At 70.7% G+C, this 15,012-nt stretch carries 14 protein-coding genes; 5 read left to right on the top strand and 9 right to left on the bottom strand.

The window, feature by feature from the left end:
* Positions 1 to 26: 26 nt before the first annotated feature.
* The 6 genes from pdxH to RM609_RS24120 form a co-directional block, all read right to left on the bottom strand.
* A complete protein-coding gene (pdxH, locus tag RM609_RS24145; RefSeq protein WP_311613638.1) occupies positions 27 to 617 on the bottom strand; it encodes a pyridoxamine 5'-phosphate oxidase in 591 nt (196 codons plus the stop codon).
* Positions 618 to 657: 40 nt separating this feature from the next.
* Positions 658 to 1,893: a hypothetical protein gene (locus tag RM609_RS24140; protein WP_311613637.1), complete on the bottom strand. Its 1,236-nt coding sequence runs from the start codon at positions 1,891 to 1,893 to the stop codon at positions 658 to 660.
* Positions 1,894 to 2,198: 305 nt separating this feature from the next.
* Positions 2,199 to 2,849 carry a phosphoribosylanthranilate isomerase gene (locus tag RM609_RS24135; protein ID WP_311613636.1) on the bottom strand — a complete coding sequence of 217 codons (651 nt, stop codon included), beginning with the start codon at positions 2,847 to 2,849 and terminating at the stop codon, positions 2,199 to 2,201.
* Positions 2,850 to 2,966: 117 nt separating this feature from the next.
* Positions 2,967 to 3,773 (bottom strand): MgtC/SapB family protein, encoded by an 807-nt coding sequence (locus tag RM609_RS24130; RefSeq protein ID WP_311613635.1) that lies wholly within the window; start codon positions 3,771 to 3,773, stop codon positions 2,967 to 2,969.
* Positions 3,774 to 3,817: 44 nt separating this feature from the next.
* Positions 3,818 to 6,550, bottom strand: a complete 2,733-nt coding sequence (gene mgtA / locus RM609_RS24125; protein ID WP_311613634.1) for a magnesium-translocating P-type ATPase — start codon at positions 6,548 to 6,550, stop codon at positions 3,818 to 3,820.
* Between the two features lie 607 nt (positions 6,551 to 7,157).
* Positions 7,158 to 7,580: a hypothetical protein gene (locus RM609_RS24120; protein ID WP_311613633.1), complete on the bottom strand. Its 423-nt coding sequence runs from the start codon at positions 7,578 to 7,580 to the stop codon at positions 7,158 to 7,160.
* Positions 7,581 to 7,763: 183 nt separating this feature from the next.
* Here RM609_RS24120 and RM609_RS24115 point away from each other — a divergent pair, with 183 nt between their 5' ends.
* Genes RM609_RS24115 through RM609_RS24105 form a run of 3 tightly spaced genes read left to right on the top strand, consistent with a single transcriptional unit; the run spans position 7,764 to position 9,920 of the window.
* On the top strand, positions 7,764 to 9,038 hold the full coding sequence (locus RM609_RS24115) for an NsdA family TPR-like regulatory protein (protein WP_498073171.1): 1,275 nt from the start codon (positions 7,764 to 7,766) through the stop codon (positions 9,036 to 9,038).
* Positions 9,039 to 9,043: 5 nt separating this feature from the next.
* A complete protein-coding gene (locus RM609_RS24110; protein ID WP_311613744.1) occupies positions 9,044 to 9,352 on the top strand; it encodes a 4a-hydroxytetrahydrobiopterin dehydratase in 309 nt (102 codons plus the stop codon).
* 19 nt (positions 9,353 to 9,371) lie between these two features.
* The gene (locus RM609_RS24105) at positions 9,372 to 9,920 is read left to right on the top strand and encodes a GNAT family N-acetyltransferase (protein ID WP_311613631.1); all 549 of its coding nucleotides are present in this window, start codon (positions 9,372 to 9,374) and stop codon (positions 9,918 to 9,920) included.
* A gap of 103 nt (positions 9,921 to 10,023) precedes the next feature.
* Here RM609_RS24105 and RM609_RS24100 read toward each other — a convergent pair whose 3' ends face one another.
* Positions 10,024 to 10,683, bottom strand: coding sequence for a hypothetical protein (locus tag RM609_RS24100; protein ID WP_311613630.1), 660 nt, complete (start codon positions 10,681 to 10,683; stop codon positions 10,024 to 10,026).
* Positions 10,684 to 11,066: 383 nt separating this feature from the next.
* Between RM609_RS24100 and RM609_RS24095 the strand changes: the two genes are divergently transcribed.
* Positions 11,067 to 11,756, top strand: a complete 690-nt coding sequence (locus tag RM609_RS24095) for a hypothetical protein (RefSeq protein WP_311613629.1) — start codon at positions 11,067 to 11,069, stop codon at positions 11,754 to 11,756.
* 25 nt (positions 11,757 to 11,781) lie between these two features.
* The gene (locus RM609_RS24090) at positions 11,782 to 12,342 is read left to right on the top strand and encodes a hypothetical protein (RefSeq protein WP_311613628.1); all 561 of its coding nucleotides are present in this window, start codon (positions 11,782 to 11,784) and stop codon (positions 12,340 to 12,342) included.
* Positions 12,343 to 12,367: 25 nt separating this feature from the next.
* On the opposite strand, the gene RM609_RS24085 is transcribed toward RM609_RS24090, so the two are convergent.
* On the bottom strand, positions 12,368 to 13,507 hold the full coding sequence (locus tag RM609_RS24085) for an XdhC family protein (RefSeq protein WP_311613627.1): 1,140 nt from the start codon (positions 13,505 to 13,507) through the stop codon (positions 12,368 to 12,370).
* Positions 13,508 to 13,518: 11 nt separating this feature from the next.
* Complete coding sequence (locus RM609_RS24080) at positions 13,519 to 14,979, bottom strand: NCS2 family permease (RefSeq protein WP_311613626.1); 1,461 nt, start codon at positions 14,977 to 14,979, stop codon at positions 13,519 to 13,521.
* Between the last annotated feature and the right edge of the window lie 33 nt (positions 14,980 to 15,012).

The raw sequence follows: 15,012 nt of genomic DNA, 5'->3' as shown, positions 1-15,012 counted from the left end.
CGGCCCGCGCCCACGGGTGGTGCCCGCTACGGGTAGAACCGCTTACGGTCCCACTCGCCCTCCGGCTTCTCCCTCGTGAATATCAGCCGGTCGTGCAGCCGGAACGGTTTTTCGGTCCAGAACTCCACATAGACCGGCCGGACCCGGTAGCCGAGCCAGTGCGGCGGGCGCGGCACCTCGCCCTCGCCGAAGCGGGCGGTCTCGCGGGCCACGGCCGCCTCCAGCTCGGTGCGGTCGGCCAGCGGCTGGGACTGGAGGCTGGCCCAGGCGCCGATGCGGCTGTCCCGGGCGCGGGACGCGAAGTAGGCGTCGGCCTCGGCGTCGGTGACATGCTCGACCGGGCCCCGGAAGCGCACCTGGCGGCGCAGGGACTTCCAGTGCAGGGCGCCGGCGGCCCGCATGTTGCCGGCGAGCTCCCGGCCCTTCTGGGACCGGCTGTTGGTGTAGAAGACGAACCCGTCGGCGTCGAACCCCTTGAGCAGCACGATGCGGACGTCGGGCAGTCCGTCGGCGTCGGTGGTGGCGATCGACATGGCGTTGGGGTCGTTGACCTCGCTGGCTTCGGCGTCCCGGAACCATTCACGGAACAGTTCGATGGGGGCGTTCACTTCGTGCACGGAACTCACTCCTCGAATCACTCCTCGCGAAGAACGCACGCTAGAGCTTCACGGCCTGCTTCTCGTCGAGCAGATGGCGCCACTTGTCGAGGTCGCCACCGCGGGCGGTGATGAGGTGCGGCGTTCCGGCGGTGTCCACGAGGACTTCCGCCGCCGGCGGGATGTTGAGGAATTCCATGTGCTGCGTGGCGCAGTAGGCGCCGACGTCGAGGATCAGCATGTGGCTGCGGGCGTCGACGCCCTCGGGCACCCGGTACTCGCCGGGCAGGATGTAGTCGTGGCGCAGGATGCTGCGGCCGCGCAGCGCCGCTTTGACACCGCCGGTGGAGTCCCCCGCGGGGATCTCCTTCATGTCGCCGTCGAGGAAGACCACGTTGTGGCGGCGGTCGCGGAGCTGGGCCGAGGGCATCAGCATCCGGGAGCCGTCGGTGACGACGAGGCTGCCGACGGAGTTGGTGATGACGTTGCGCTCCACGCTGAGCAGGAGGGCCCCGGTGTCGGCCAGCACGTCCCGGGCCGGCTCGAAGAGGAACTTCACATGCTCCGGGATGCCCATCCGGTCGGCGCTCGCCCGCAGCGCCTTGAAGTACTGGCCCCAGTCGAAGTGCTTCTCCGTCTCGTCCCACTTCTCGTAGACGAAGCCGTGGCCGCCCGCGAAGTTGATGGAGTGGGCCTTGGGGAAGTGGGTCTGGAAGATGGTGAACATCGTCTCGATGATGCCGACCATGTCATCGAGGGAGTTGCCGCTTCCGCAGTAGACCTCAAGGCAGTCGAGGTCGCGCCCGTGCCGTTCCAGCAGGTCCGACAGGTTCTTGAGCTCGCTGAGCTTGATGCCGGGCTTCCCGGACTCGAGGCTGTCGATCCGGACGCTGATCGAGGGGGCGTCGTTGCGCAGCGAGTGGGAGACCTCGTCCAGGCTGGAGAGGAAGGTGGGGTAGCCCGCCCGGTCCCAGAAGCTGATCTCGTCGTCGGAGACATGGCCGGGGGAGACGATGAACTTGTCGAAGCCGAACTTCGTGAGGAGCTCGTACTCGCTCGGCAGCTGGAGCAGGACGCCCACGCCCAGGTCCTGGAAGGGCCGCAGGACATGGGGGTTGGAATTGGGGAAGAAGGGGACGTAGAGCTCCACGCGGGAGCCGATACCGGCCGCCTCGGCGGCGCTCTGTATGCGTCCTATGTTCTTGACGATCTGTGCTTCGCTGTAGAGGAAGACCGGTGTCCCCACTCGTTCGGCGATCGGTTGCAGATCGACCTCACCGAGCCAGGTACCGGTCAATTTACAGTCGCTCTGACAGTCGTTCGCGGACATTTCGCCGCCTCACTCTCTGGAATACCGAAGTTCCTGACCGACGCTCTTGCCGTACACGGACGTGCGAAGTGCAAGGTGGTGCGAGGTTCTCGGGTGCTGGAGATCGTGAGCTTCCGGTTCGCGGACAGGCCGGAACCGCGCGGCGCTTCGAGGGCGCCGCGAGCCGTTGGAGGGTTGTCAGGGGGATATGCCAGGACAGGCGTTCACCTACCGCGCTGGCGTTCGAAGTCTACACGCGTGGGCCGGAGTTGGCCCTGACCCGACGGCCGGAATCATCCCACCGAGCGGCTGACCTGGATGAACTCCCTGATCAAATACGGGTCCTTTACTCCGCGCCGCGCCTCCACGCCACTGGAGACGTCCACGCCCCAGGGGGTCGTGGTGCGGATGGCGTCCGCCACGTTCCCGGGGTTCAGCCCCCCGGCGAGGATCCAGCGGCCCGCCGGCGGGGTGAAGCTCCCGGCGGACCAGTCCCACGGCTCACCGGAGCCGGGGGCCGGGGCGTCGAGCAGGAGGAGGTCCTCCCCCAGCTCGCCGAGGACCGGCGGCTCACCGTGACTGGAGGTGGCGCGGATCAGCGTCCAGCCGTCGGGCCGCAGCTCCGCGTAGTGCGCGGGCCCCTCGTCGCCGTGGAGCTGTACGGCCCGGACGCCCGCGGCCCGCGCCAGCGCGCGCACCTCGGCCACGGGCTGGCCGCGGAAGACTCCGACGGTCAGGACGTGCCCGGGCACCCGCTCGGCCAGCGAACGGGCGAGGGCGGGGTCCACCGTGCGCGGGCCGCCCGGCGCGAAGACGAAGCCGATGGCGTCGGCCCCGGCCTCGACGGCCGTGTCCACGTCCTCGGCCGTGCGCAGCCCGCAGATCTTGACGAACAGCGGCGTGCGCGACGCCTCCGGCGCCTCCGACGCGTTCGAACCGTTCACGCCAGTCACGCTGAAACTCTCCCATCGCCGGATCACCCGCGAACGTACAGCACCCCGCGCCCGGTGCACAGGGCCGGACGCCTCCTTGCGCGGGCGCCCTCGGCGTCACCGGCGGCGTCACCGGCCGGTGAAGAGGTTCCGCACCCGGCGCCTGGCCCGGCGCCCCGCCGTGTAGTCGTCGTCACCGCCGTTGTCGTCGTCATCGTCCGGGCCGTGGAGCACGGTCCAGCTGACGGCGGAGACGGCGGGCTCCAGCGAGAGCCTGCTGACGGCCTCCTCCAGGAGGCTGTCGTCCCGGCGCTCGGTGCCGATCTCGGCCGAGACCGTCACCTTCCCCGCCGTCTCCGCGTCCCGGCTGTGCACCGAGCGCAGCCGGAAGCCGGGCCGGGTCACGGCCTGGACGACGAGCGTCCGGACGTGCGCCTCCTCGGGCTCGGTGCAGACCACCTCGAAGTGGTAGTCGGTGACGACCTCGGCCCCGCCGTACGCGCCCCGGTCCAGCCCCCGGGCGAGCGGGCGCAGCAGGGTGTTGGCGCCCACCACCCCGACCGTGCCGAGGGCGGCGAGGACGTACAGCCCGGTCCCGGCGAGGGCGCCGACTGCTGCCGAACACCACAGCGTGGCGGCGGTGTTGAGGCCACGCACGCTCAGTCCGTCGCGCATGATGACGCCCGCGCCGAGGAAGCCGATGCCGGAGACGATCTGCGCGGCGACGCGCGAGCCGTCGTAGCCGGTGGTGCTGGTGGCGCTGCTGAAGCCATAGGTGGAGAGCAGGACGAAGAGGGCGGATCCGGCGGCGACGAGCGCGTTGGTGCGCAGCCCCGCCATTCTGGCCCGCCACTGCCGCTCCAGCCCGATGATCGCACCGAAGCCCAGTCCGGCCCCGATGTTGGCCGCGAGCTGCCACTCGTGAACCATGGCCATGATCCGCCCCTCCCAGTCCGTTGTATCGCTCTCTTATCGGCCGCTCAGAGCCAGGTGTTGAACCTGCGGATGTACCAGGTCTTCACCCCCTGGGTCAGCAGGCAGTAGGCGAGCAGGGTGCCGGCCAGCCACGGGAAGTACGTCAGGGGCAGCGCCTGCATCCCGAGCACCCCGGCGAGCGGGGAGAACGGCACCCAGATGCCGAACGCCATGATCAGCGCGGTCATCACCAGCACGGGCGCGGTGGCCCGGGACCGCAGGAAGGGAATCTTCCGGGTGCGCAGCATATGGACGACCAGGGTCTGGGTCAGCAGGCCCTCGACGAACCAGCCGGACTGGAAGAGCGCCTGGTGCGCCTCGCTGTTGGCCCCGAAGACATGCCACATCAGCAGGTAGGTGGTGATGTCGAAGACGGAGCTGGTGGGCCCGAGGACGAGCATGAAGCGGCCGATGCCCCGGGCGTCCCAGGCGCGGGGCTCGCGCAGGTACTCCTTGTCCATCCGGTCCCAGGGGGTGGCCAGCTGCGAGATGTCGTACGCGAGATTCTGCACGAGCAGCTGCATGGCCAGCATCGGCTGGAAGGGGATGAAGGCGGAGGCGACCAGGACGGAGAAGACGTTCCCGAAGTTCGAGGAGGCCGTCATCTTGATGTACTTGATGGTGTTGCCGAAGGTCTGCCGACCCTGGATGACGCCCTGCTCCAGGACCATGAGGTCCTTCTCCAGCAGGATGATGTCGGCGGACTCCTTGGCGATGTCGACGGCCGTGTCGACGGAGATGCCGACGTCGGCGTCGCGCAGCGCGGCGGCGTCGTTGATGCCGTCGCCGAGGAAGCCGACGGTGTGCCCCTCGGTCTGGAGGGCGCGGACGATCCGGGCCTTCTGCACGGGGTTCGCCTTGGCGAAGACGGTGGTCGCGGCCGCCAGCTCGCGCAGCGCGGCGTCGTCCAGCTCGTCGATCTCCGCTCCGGTGACGACGCGGCCGACGTCGATGCCGACGTCCGCGCAGACCCGGGCGGCGACCAGCTCGTTGTCGCCGGTGACGACCTTGACGGCGATGCCGCTGTCGGCGAGCGCCTGGAGGGCGCGGGCGGCGTCCTTCTTCGGCGGGTCGAGGAACGCGAGGAAGCCGATGAGGGTGAGTTCGGCCTCGTCGGCGACGGTGTACGTCTCGCGGTCGGCGGGGGTCGTACGGGTCGCGACGGCGAGGACGCGCAGGCCGAGGCGGTTGTTGGCCTCGGCGGTCAGGGCCGCCTCACGGCGCAGCGCGTCGGTGAGGGGGACGCGGGCGCCGCGGTCGGTGATGTGGGTGCACAGGGAGAGGACTTCCTCGACGGCGCCTTTGGTGATGAGGACGTGCTCGGCGGCGGCCCCTGTGAGTTCCTTCCGGGCAAGCACGACCGACATCCGCCGCCGGGCGAAGTCGAAGGGGATCTCGTCGACCATCGTGAAACGGGCGTCGACGACAACCTCCTCGGCTTCGAGCACGCGGTCGATGACGGCCTGGTCCAGCAGATTGCGCAGCCCGGTCTGGAAGTGGCTGTTGAGGTAGGCGTATTCGAGTACCTCGCTGTCCTCGCCACCACGGACGTCGAGGTAGCGGTCGAGGACGATGCGGTCCTCGGTGAGGGTGCCGGTCTTGTCCGTGCAGAGCACGTCCATGGCGCCGAGGTTCTGGATGGCGTTGAGGCGCTTGACGACGACCTTGTGGCGGGACATGGCGACCGCGCCGCGCGCCAGGTTGGTGGTGACGACCATCGGCAGCATCTCGGGGGTGAGGCCGACGGCCACGGCGATCGCGAAGGTGAAGGCCTCGGCCCAGTCGCCCTTGGTGAACCCGTTGATCGCGAAGACCAGCGGGACCATGACGAGCATGAACCGGATCAGCAGGTGGCTGACCTTCTTCACACCCGTGTCGAAACTGGTCTCGGGGCGCTCGCCGACGAGGGAGCCCGCCATGGAGCCGAAGTAGGTGTCCGAGCCGGTGGCCACGACCACGCCGGTGGCGGTGCCGGAGGTGACGGAGGTGCCCATGAGGGCGAGGTTGTCGGCCTCGACGGGGTCGGTGGTCGTGGACTGCCCGTAGTCGTGGACGCGGGTGTCGGCCCTGGGCGCGGGCAGCGACTCCCCGGAGAGCGCGGCCTGGCTGATCATGAGGTCCTTGGCCGTGAGCAGCCGCAGATCGGCGGGGACGAGGTCGCCGGCGGCGAGCCGGACGACGTCGCCCTTGACGACCCGGTCCATGGGGATCTCGACGGTGGCGGGAGCGGTATCCCGCCCGGCCCGGCGCTGGACGGCCGTGGTGGTGGTGACCAGGGCACGCAGCGCGGCGGCCGCGGAGGAGGACCGGTACTCCTGCCAGAACCGCAGCAGGCCGCTGATCAGCACCATCGCGCCGAGGATGGGGATCTTGGGGTCGAAGGGCTCCTCGTCGGCGACCTGGAGCCACTGGGCGTACATGATCACGACGAGGGCGGTCAGGATCAGGATGAACGGGTTCCAGAAGGCCCTGGCCAGCTGGGCGTACCAGCGGGGGCCCCGGTCGTGGGCGACGACGTTGGCGCCGTCGCGCTCCAGACGCTCCTCGGCCTCGTCCTGCCGCAGCCCCTGCGGGGTGGCGCGGACGTCCTGGAGCACCTGCGCCCCGGGCAGGGCGCTGTACCGGGCGAGCCGCCCGGCGACGACACGGGTCCCGGCCTCGAGCTCGGCGGCCTTCCGCTCCCGGCGGGTCCGGCCCGGCGGTGCGAGCTTCTGGGGGGTGAGGGTGGTGTTGGTCATGGCGGAACCTCTCTCCGGGCATGACGGCATGGCGGCGTGGCGCACGGGGACGTGCCTCGCCGCGCCGTGGGCACGGAAAAGTGGGCGTGAAGATATGACGGCCCGACGCGCGGAGGGCAGCGGAAACCACCCGTGTCCGCGGGTTCAGGCGAAGAAAAAGGCCGACAACAACGGCCAGCGGGGAAGGGGAATCACACGCGACAGCGGACGGACCGTGGGCGGTCTGTCACCGATGGGCGAACGGCCGACGTGTCAGCGGAAATACGGCGTCAGCGGGCCGTGCGCGGGAGAGGTGCGCTGTGGCGAGGACTTCCCTCGGGACTCCGACTGGTCATCCCGATCACCTCCTCGCTCGTACGGACAGCGCGGGTGCCGCCGACGTACACGCCGAAGCGGGCCGGAACGGCACCTTCGGCACCCAGCATGCCACAGGAGTCGTGGGGGGCCACCTATTCGGGGTAATAAACCCGCAAAGCGTTCGGATGCCGCTTCGGGCGCCCGTCCCCTGCTCCGGGCGTCCGGAATGGCACCGGCTGCCGCCACCAGCTCGCGCAGATCGTCGTCGGCGGCGGCAGAGCGCGCGTACGCGCCGCGCGCCGCGACGCCCTCAGTCCCGGGCTGCCGCAGCGGCCAGCTCGCGCAGGGCGCCGAGGTCACAGAGGTCCGCCTCGCAGGTCGGCGGCGCGAGCAGCCAGTACGTGCCGGGTGGGCCGACACGGTGCGTCGGGGGTACGCCGAGGTAGCCGCCGGCGCCGCAGCAGGCGAGCCGGGGGGCGTCCGTGGCGGCGGATGTGCCGGGTGGCACGAGTGCGTAGTACCAGCGGTGGTGGGCGTCGGCGATGACGGCACGGACGATGCCCACCTGCCGGAATACCTCCTCGACCGCCGCCCTGTCCTCGCCGCCCGCCCGGGCGTGCACGAACCTCGCGGGCAGCCGGACGGCTTCGACGTGGATGCCCATCCTGATCATCGCGGGTTCGCCCCGCACCCACGCCTCGCGCGCTTCGCGCGGGTGGATCTCGCGAGACACGAGCCATCGCGCGGCGCAGGCTTCCCGGGCGGAGTCAGGGCTGTCGCCCCTTGGGGTCAAGCTTCCGGTCTGTTCTGTATGTTCCGTGGTCACGAAAGGGATGATGGTGCCGCACGACATACGTCGGCCAGGCCGGCGGGCGGCCACTGCGCGGCCGTTCCACGGCCACGTCCGGGAGCCCGAATGAAGCACCAGCCCACGCCCTCGAGCGGCAACACGATCCTCAAAGGCGCGCGGCTCAAACGAGGATGGCGATCCGGCGAGGCCGCTGCCAGAGGAGTCACCGATGCCGGACGCGAGGCATTGGGGGACGACACGTTCGAGGTGTCCGCACGGACATGGCGACGGTGGGAATCCTCAAGGCCGGGGTGGCCGCGCGCGGACTACGCGGTGGCTCTCCACTCGGCCTTCGGCATCTGGCCGGAGGATCTCGGTTTCGAACCACCCGCCGACTGGGTCGCCGCCGAGGAACACCCTGTCCCCGGTGGTCTGGATCAGCGCGTCTCCGTCTCGGTGACGGCCGCCGCGCTGACGGCCGGACCCGTCGCCCGACGCCATGTGGACCCGGCCCTGATCGACTACTTCGAGCAGCAACTCGAGGGCCACTACAGAGCCGACATGCTTCTCGGCCCGCACGACCTCATCGGCACCGTCTCGGCTCAGTACGAGCTCATCGACCGGCTGACGCGGGCGGCGAAGGGCGACACCCGCCGGGGGCTGCTTCGTGTCGGCGCCGCCTACGCGGCCCTGGTCGGCTGGCTCTACCAGGACGCCGGAGACCTCGGCGCCGCGACCTTCTGGCGTGGCATCACCCAGGAGATCGCGACGAGATCGCGGGACCCGCAGCTGATCGGGTACTCGCTCGTCAATCTGGCCCAGGTACGGACCGATCTCGGGGACGGGCACGGTGTCGTCGACCTGTGCGAGGCGGCACTGGAGCACCGTTCCGCCCTGGCTCCCAAGGTTCAGGTGATGGCCCTTCAGCAGCAGGCACACGGTGCGAGCCTCGGACGCGACCGGAATGCCGTGGACCGTCTCATCGACGAGGCGACAGAGCTGCTGGGCCGTGTCGACGACGACCTGCCATGGGGCAACGCCTGCCGTCGCACTCCCGGTTATCTCGAAGTCCAGCGGGCAACCTGCTACGGACGTCTCGGGCTGGGCGCGGAGGCCATGGCGTTGTGGTCGGAGGTCCTGGCGACCGTCCCTGTCACCGCTCGGCGTGACCGTGGTGTCTTTCTCGCACGGCAGGCGACGGCAGCAGCCCTGTCCCAGGCACCGGACCAGGCCGTCGAGCTCGGACGTGAGGCAGCCGGGATCGCCGTGGACACAGGGTCCATGCGCATGCGCCGCGAACTGGACACGCTGCGTCGAGCCATGGCGCCGTGGCACGATGAGCCGGTCGGGCAGGACCTCGACGTGGTGCTCGCGTCCATGACCGGAAGGGGAATGACGTGACCGAGGTGTCGGTTGAGCCGCTGCCGGAAGAGGCGATCGCCAAGCGGCTCGGGGAGTTGCCCGGTTGGCGACGTCGGCAGGACTCGATTACCCGCGCCTTCGGCATCCGCTACCACGGCGGCGTAGCCCTGATCGTGCACGTCGCGGACGTGGAGCGGCTCATCGGACACCATGCGGACATCGACCTGCGGTGGGATCACGTACGTTTCTCGATCACCACGCACGACGCCGGTCACAAACTCACCGACGCGGACTTCGACCTCGCTCGCCGTATCGACGCCATCGCCATGGCCCATGAGGCACGGCCGCTCTGAGTCCGGCCGGAGGGACGGCATGGCCGAGACGACATACCAGCGGAGCGACGGCCCTGAAGCGGCCGCCCTGCTCGACGGCTTCCTCCCGGCCTACGAGGAGGTGTACGTCGAGGCGCCCTACAACGAAGGCCCCCGGGAGGTGGCCGAGTTCATCGAGCGCTTCCAGCGCCAGGCCCTTCGCCCCGGCTTCCGGTTGCTCCTCGCCCGCGATGACGACGAAGTCGTCGGGTTCGCCTTTGGGTACCGGCTTCCGGCGGACACCTCGTGGTGGAACGGGATGTTCACGCCGCTGCCGGAGGAGTTCACCCGGGAAACCGGGGAGCGTACCTTCGCCATCATCGAGCTGGCCGTCCGCAAGCCACGGCGCCGACGCGGTATCGCCCGCGCGCTGCACGCCCGGCTCGTCGACGGCCTCGGCGTCGAGCGGGTCGCCTTGACGATGCGTCCCGAGCCGGAGGCCGCGCCCGCGCAACGCGCGTACGAGGCGTGGGGGTACGTGAAGGTCGGGCGGACACAGCCGTGGGACGAGGCACCGGTCTACGACGCGATGGTGCTCGGGCTGCGCTGAGCGCATGCGCGCATGGCCGGATCCGTATGTGCGTACGCAACGTGCCATGGACGTTCGCGATCAAGGACGCTACGTTCCCCCGCCAGGACAGGCGCGGGCGCGCTCACCGCTCCTGGGCCTTCCGCAGCCCGACAGCGCTCACGATGACGCCCGGCACGGCCAGGATCGCCGCGAGGATCACATCGACCACGCCCAGCGTGCCGAGAAGAGCCGTGTCCGCGATCATGACGACCGGCGCGGTCAGCAGCAGCCAGGCGCTGCCGGTGAAGGCCAGGGAGCGCCGGCGGAAGCACGCTGCCGCGCATACCGCCACCCCGGACAGGAGCCAGAAGCCGGCCAGGCGCCACAACAGTGAACCCCCGGCGGGCGGGAGGTAGTAGGTGGCGATACCCCCGACCTCCACGCGGGCCACGGTGCCGCGCCACAGGCGGAGGTCGGCCGGGGTGCCCCGCCGAGCGGCGTCGTACGTACTGCCCTTGACCGTCAGCCAGACGGTGTTCTGCCCGTAGCGGACGCGGAGCCGTTGTTCTTCGGGCGGGCAGCCGTCGCCGGGGCAGCCTCTGGTGCCCATGTCGACGACTTCGCCCTTCACCCACTCGAAGCAGTCGGCACCGGCCGGGCCGTCGGCGGGGCACTGGGGTGCCCGTTCGTACGTCACCCGGTCCCGGTACGCGTCCTCCACCCACGACGGGGCGTGGACGAGGCCGAGAACGCTGACCGCCAGTACCACCACCCGCAGGCACACCCATGCCCACCTGGACATCGCTGATCCCTCCCCCGCACCACCGATCACGACGCGCTCAGCGTAGGAGAACACCTCCGGCCACCCATGGTGAGGTTCCGGCCACGCTCGACCCCCGTCACTCGGTGCCACAACCGTGGCCATAAATCGCCGTTACATGCGGCCTTCGCCCGCCCCTCCCCCGCGGCTCCACACCCCATCCGCATACGGAAGCCATCGCCCCACAGGCGCACCGGCGCGCGAACCCCCCGGTGAGCGCCCCGCCGCGCCCCGCGCACCACCACCGTTGCCGGAGCGACCAGTTCGGGCCGGTGGGGCTGGCCAGGGGCGCTGTTGGCTCGTAACGTCGCCTGGGCTCCGGAGCACGTCCTGTGACAGCAGCTCCGAAACGAGGGGGAAACTCGATGCAACCACTCCGAAGTGCCGTCGCATCCGCCGTGGTGATGACCGCCTGCGCGATAGCCCTGGCGCCCACCACCGCGCAGGCGGACGAAGGACCCACCGGCAAGGGTGACATGTCCTTCTCCGTCATCGACGCGAAGTCCGCCATTCCGCGGACCGGCACCTTCCAGCTGCGTGACCTGGCACGATTCGGGATCGAGCAGAAGGCCGTGGAACGGCTGGCCGCAGGGCGGCCGTCCGCCGCCGAGGAGAGCGCCGGGAAGCCCGCGCTCGCGGCGCCCGACCCCGCCTACAACATCGTGGGCGAGTGGAAGGACAAGGACGGCTGGGACACCACGATGCGCCAGGGCAAGTGGCCCGGTGGCGACTACGGCTTCGGCCTGACGAAGGTGGACCAGAAGCACAACCTCAGCCTGGCCGCCGTCAAGGCCACCACCAAGTACCCGCGTCCCACCGGCGGGAAGAAGCAGCAGGGCGGGACGAGCTACATCTACGTCACCGATGTGCTGCACGTGAAGTGCAGCGGCTGGTGGATCTTCCGCACGTGCCGTGTCGTGGACGTGAAGGCCGTCGACGCCGTGGTGAACTTCCGTCAGCTGCGGGACGGCAAGCCGTTCGGCGTGGTCACCGCGTACTGTGAGAACACCCCCGGCCGCTGCCCCGACTGGGTGCGGCAGTCGATCAACATCTGATCCGAGAGGTCGAGAGGGGTACGGCATGGGCGCCCGACCGGTACGACCGTCCCTGCGCTGGCCGGGGGCGGAGTGGTGGGCGCCCCTGCTCGCCGGCCTCGCCGTGATCCAGCGGGCCGACGTGGTCTCTGGGCTGCTGCTGGCCGCCGTCGAGCTGGCCGGTGAGCATCCATCCGTCACGGCCGTGTGGCCGGACGGGCGCCGTACGACGATCAGCCCCGATCCCGAGGCGAGCGCGGAGGCCCTCCAAGAGGAGCTGGCCGTGTCCGGGACGGACACGGGCTACCGCGTCCCGGGCGAGAGTGACCCGTTCCGTCTCAAGTACGCCTGGTTGCTGGAGGAGTTGGGCAGCGCGAGCGACGCCTGGTTCGCGTACACCGAGCAGCCGGTCCGACTGCTGTCCGTACGCGTCGACGACACCGGCGAGATCAGGGTCGGAGTCGGCCGCCCCGGCCTGGGGGACGAGCTGAGCGTCGCGTTCCGGCTGGGGAACTGCGAGGACCTCATGGGCATCCCCTACGCCATCGCCGCACAGGCCGCGAGCGCCGGGCCGGTGCGCGTGGTGTCGCTCCGGATGCCCGGCTGACGTAGGGTCCCCGCCCCCGCCCCCGTCACCGGGCGACCGCCGGCTCCACCGCCGCACCCCAGTCGTCGTGGTGGATCGGCACCCTCCCGCCCGTCAGCGAAATCCCCGATCCTCCGCGCCGCTGCGCAATGATTTCCGCTGCGATGGAGAGGGCCGTCTCCTCCGGCGTCCGTGCGCCGAGGTCCAGGCCGATCGGGGAGCACAGCCTCGCCAGCTCCCCCTCCGACAGCCCCGCTTCCCTCAGCCGGTCCAGCCGCGCCTCGTGCGTACGCCGCGAGCCCATCGCGCCCACGTACGCCACCGGCAGCCGCAACGCCCGTTCCAGCAGCGGCACGTCGAACTTCACGTCGTGCGTCAGGACGCAGACGACCGTACGGGCGTCGACCGCCGCGCTGTCCAGATACCGGTGCGGCCAGTCGACGACGACCTCGTCCGCCTCCGGAAAGCGCTTCGCCGTCGCGAAGACGGGGCGGGCGTCGCACACCGTCACGTGGTAGCCGAGGAACTTGCCCGCCCGCACCAGCGCCGCCGCGAAGTCGATCGCGCCGAAGACGAGCATCCGGGGCGGCGGCACGCTGCACTCCACCAGGAGCCGCACCGGCTCCCCGCAGCGCGAGCCGTCCGCGCCGACATCGACGGGGGCCGTGCGGCCCGCGTCCAGCAGGGCCAGCGCCTCCCGGGCCGCCGTCGCGTCCAGCGCGGGACCGCCGCCCAGACCGCCCTCGACCGGGCCGCCGGGCCGTACGAGCAGGGCGCGGCCCGGCGTCCCGGGCGGGCCCGTCACCACGCGCGCGAGCGCCAGCGTCTCGCCGCGCGCGGCGGCGGACATCGCCGAAGCGAGCAGCACCCGATCCCGCCGTACCGGGGTCACCAGGACGTCGAGTTCGCCGCCGCAGGTGAGGCCGACGGCGAAGGCGTCCTCGTCCGAGTAGCCGAATCGTTCCAGCAGGGTCTCACCGGTCCCCAGGGCCGTCCGGCACAGCTCGTACACCGCGCCCTCCACACACCCTCCGGAGACCGAGCCGACGGCCGTGCCCTCGCCGTCGACGGCGAGGGCCGCGCCCGGCGGGCGGGGTGCGCTGCCCCGGACGGCCACCACCGTGGCCACCGCGAAGTCACGGCCCTCCGCGCACCACCGGTGCAGTTCCGAGGCGATGTCCAGCACGATCGAACCTCCTACTTCACACCCAGCCACTGCTCGATCGGGTGCAGGGCGAAGTAGCCCGCGAAGACGAGTGTCAGCACCCACATGAAGAGGCCCGGCTCGCGCCAGCGGCCCTGGCCGGCCTTGATGACGGTGTAGGCGATGACGCCGCCGCCGACGCCCACGGTGATGGAGTACGTGAACGGCATCAGCACCACCGTCAGGAAGACCGGGATGGTGACGGCCCGGTCCGTCCAGTCGATGTGGCGGGCGTGGCTCATCATCATCGCGCCGATGACGACCAGCGCCGCCGCGGCGATCTCGCCGGGGACGATCCTGGTCAGGGGCGTGAAGAACAGGCACGCCGTGAAGAACAGCCCGGTGACGACGGACGACAGGCCCGTACGGGCGCCCTCGCCCACACCCGTCGCCGACTCGACGAAGACGGTCTGGCCCGAGGCGCCGGCCACCCCGCCGATCGCGCCGCCCGCGCCGTCGACGAGCAGCGCCCGGCTCAGGCCGGGCATCCGGCCGCGCTCGTCGGCGAGTCCGGCCTCGGTGCCCACGCCGATGATGGTGGCCATGGCGTCGAAGAACCCGGCCAGTACGAGCGTGAAGACGATCATCCCCACGGTCACCCCGCCGACCTTCCCCCAGCCGCCGAACTCGACCTGGCCGAAGAGGGAGAAGTCGGGCATGGAGACGGCGCCGCCGGTGAGTTTCGGGGCGCCGTTCTGCCAGGTGCGGGGGCCCAGGCCGAAGGCCGCGTTCACGACGACGGCGAGTACGGTGCCGGCGACGATGCCGATGAGGATCGCCCCGGGCACGTCGCGCGCCTGAAGCATGAAGATCAGCAGCAGGGTGATACAGAAGAGCAGCACCGGCCAGCCGGCCAGCTCGCCCGCCGGGCCCAGGGTGACCGGTCCGCCGGACTTCGCGGCGTGCACGAAGCCCGCCTTGACCAGGCCGATCAGGGCGATGAACATGCCGATGCCCATGGTGATGGCGTGCTTGAGCTCCAGCGGGATGGCGTTCATGACGCGTTCGCGCAGCCCGGTGAGGACGAGGGCCATGATGACGACGCCGTAGAGGACGCACATGCCCATGGCCTGCGGCCAGGTCAGCTGGGGCGCGACCTGGGTGGAGAGCACCCCGGAGACCCCCAGGCCGGCCGCGAGCGCCAGCGGAACTCTGCCGATCAGGCCCATCAGCAGGGTGGACAGCGCTGCCGCGAAGGCCGTCGCGGTGATCAGGCCCGTCCGGGCGAGGGTGTGCCGCTCGGCGTCCGGGCCGGAGAGGATCAGAGGGTTGAGCAGGAGGATGTAGCTCATGGCCATGAACGTGGTGACGCCGCCGCGCACTTCGCGGGCGAGGGTCGAGCCGCGTTCGGAGATGTGGAAGTAGCGGTCGAGCGCGGACCGTCGGGCGGGCGGACGCGAGCCCGCGCCCGCGTCCTCCGCCGTGGTCCCCGGCCGCACGGGTGCATGGGTCATGGTGTGCCTGCTCCAGATTCCGGTGGGGGCTGG

This window comes from Streptomyces hesseae, from assembly GCF_031845785.1.
Lineage (GTDB): Bacteria > Actinomycetota > Actinomycetes > Streptomycetales > Streptomycetaceae > Streptomyces > Streptomyces hesseae.
This window is presented reverse-complemented; position numbering and strand designations above follow the sequence as displayed.

Excerpts from the sequence above, each read along its gene's own strand:
- RM609_RS24130 (WP_311613635.1), bottom strand. The coding sequence starts at position 3,773 with ATGGCCATGGTTCACGAGTGGCAGCTCGCGGCCAACATCGGGGCCGGA.
- mgtA (WP_311613634.1), bottom strand. The coding sequence starts at position 6,550 with ATGACCAACACCACCCTCACCCCCCAGAAGCTCGCACCGCCGGGCCGG.
- RM609_RS24115 (WP_498073171.1), top strand. The coding sequence starts at position 7,764 with ATGAAGCACCAGCCCACGCCCTCGAGCGGCAACACGATCCTCAAAGGC.
- RM609_RS24105 (WP_311613631.1), top strand. The coding sequence starts at position 9,372 with ATGGCCGAGACGACATACCAGCGGAGCGACGGCCCTGAAGCGGCCGCC.
- RM609_RS24100 (WP_311613630.1), bottom strand. The coding sequence starts at position 10,683 with ATGTCCAGGTGGGCATGGGTGTGCCTGCGGGTGGTGGTACTGGCGGTC.
- RM609_RS24095 (WP_311613629.1), top strand. The coding sequence starts at position 11,067 with ATGCAACCACTCCGAAGTGCCGTCGCATCCGCCGTGGTGATGACCGCC.
- RM609_RS24090 (WP_311613628.1), top strand. The coding sequence starts at position 11,782 with ATGGGCGCCCGACCGGTACGACCGTCCCTGCGCTGGCCGGGGGCGGAG.
- RM609_RS24080 (WP_311613626.1), bottom strand. The coding sequence starts at position 14,979 with ATGACCCATGCACCCGTGCGGCCGGGGACCACGGCGGAGGACGCGGGC.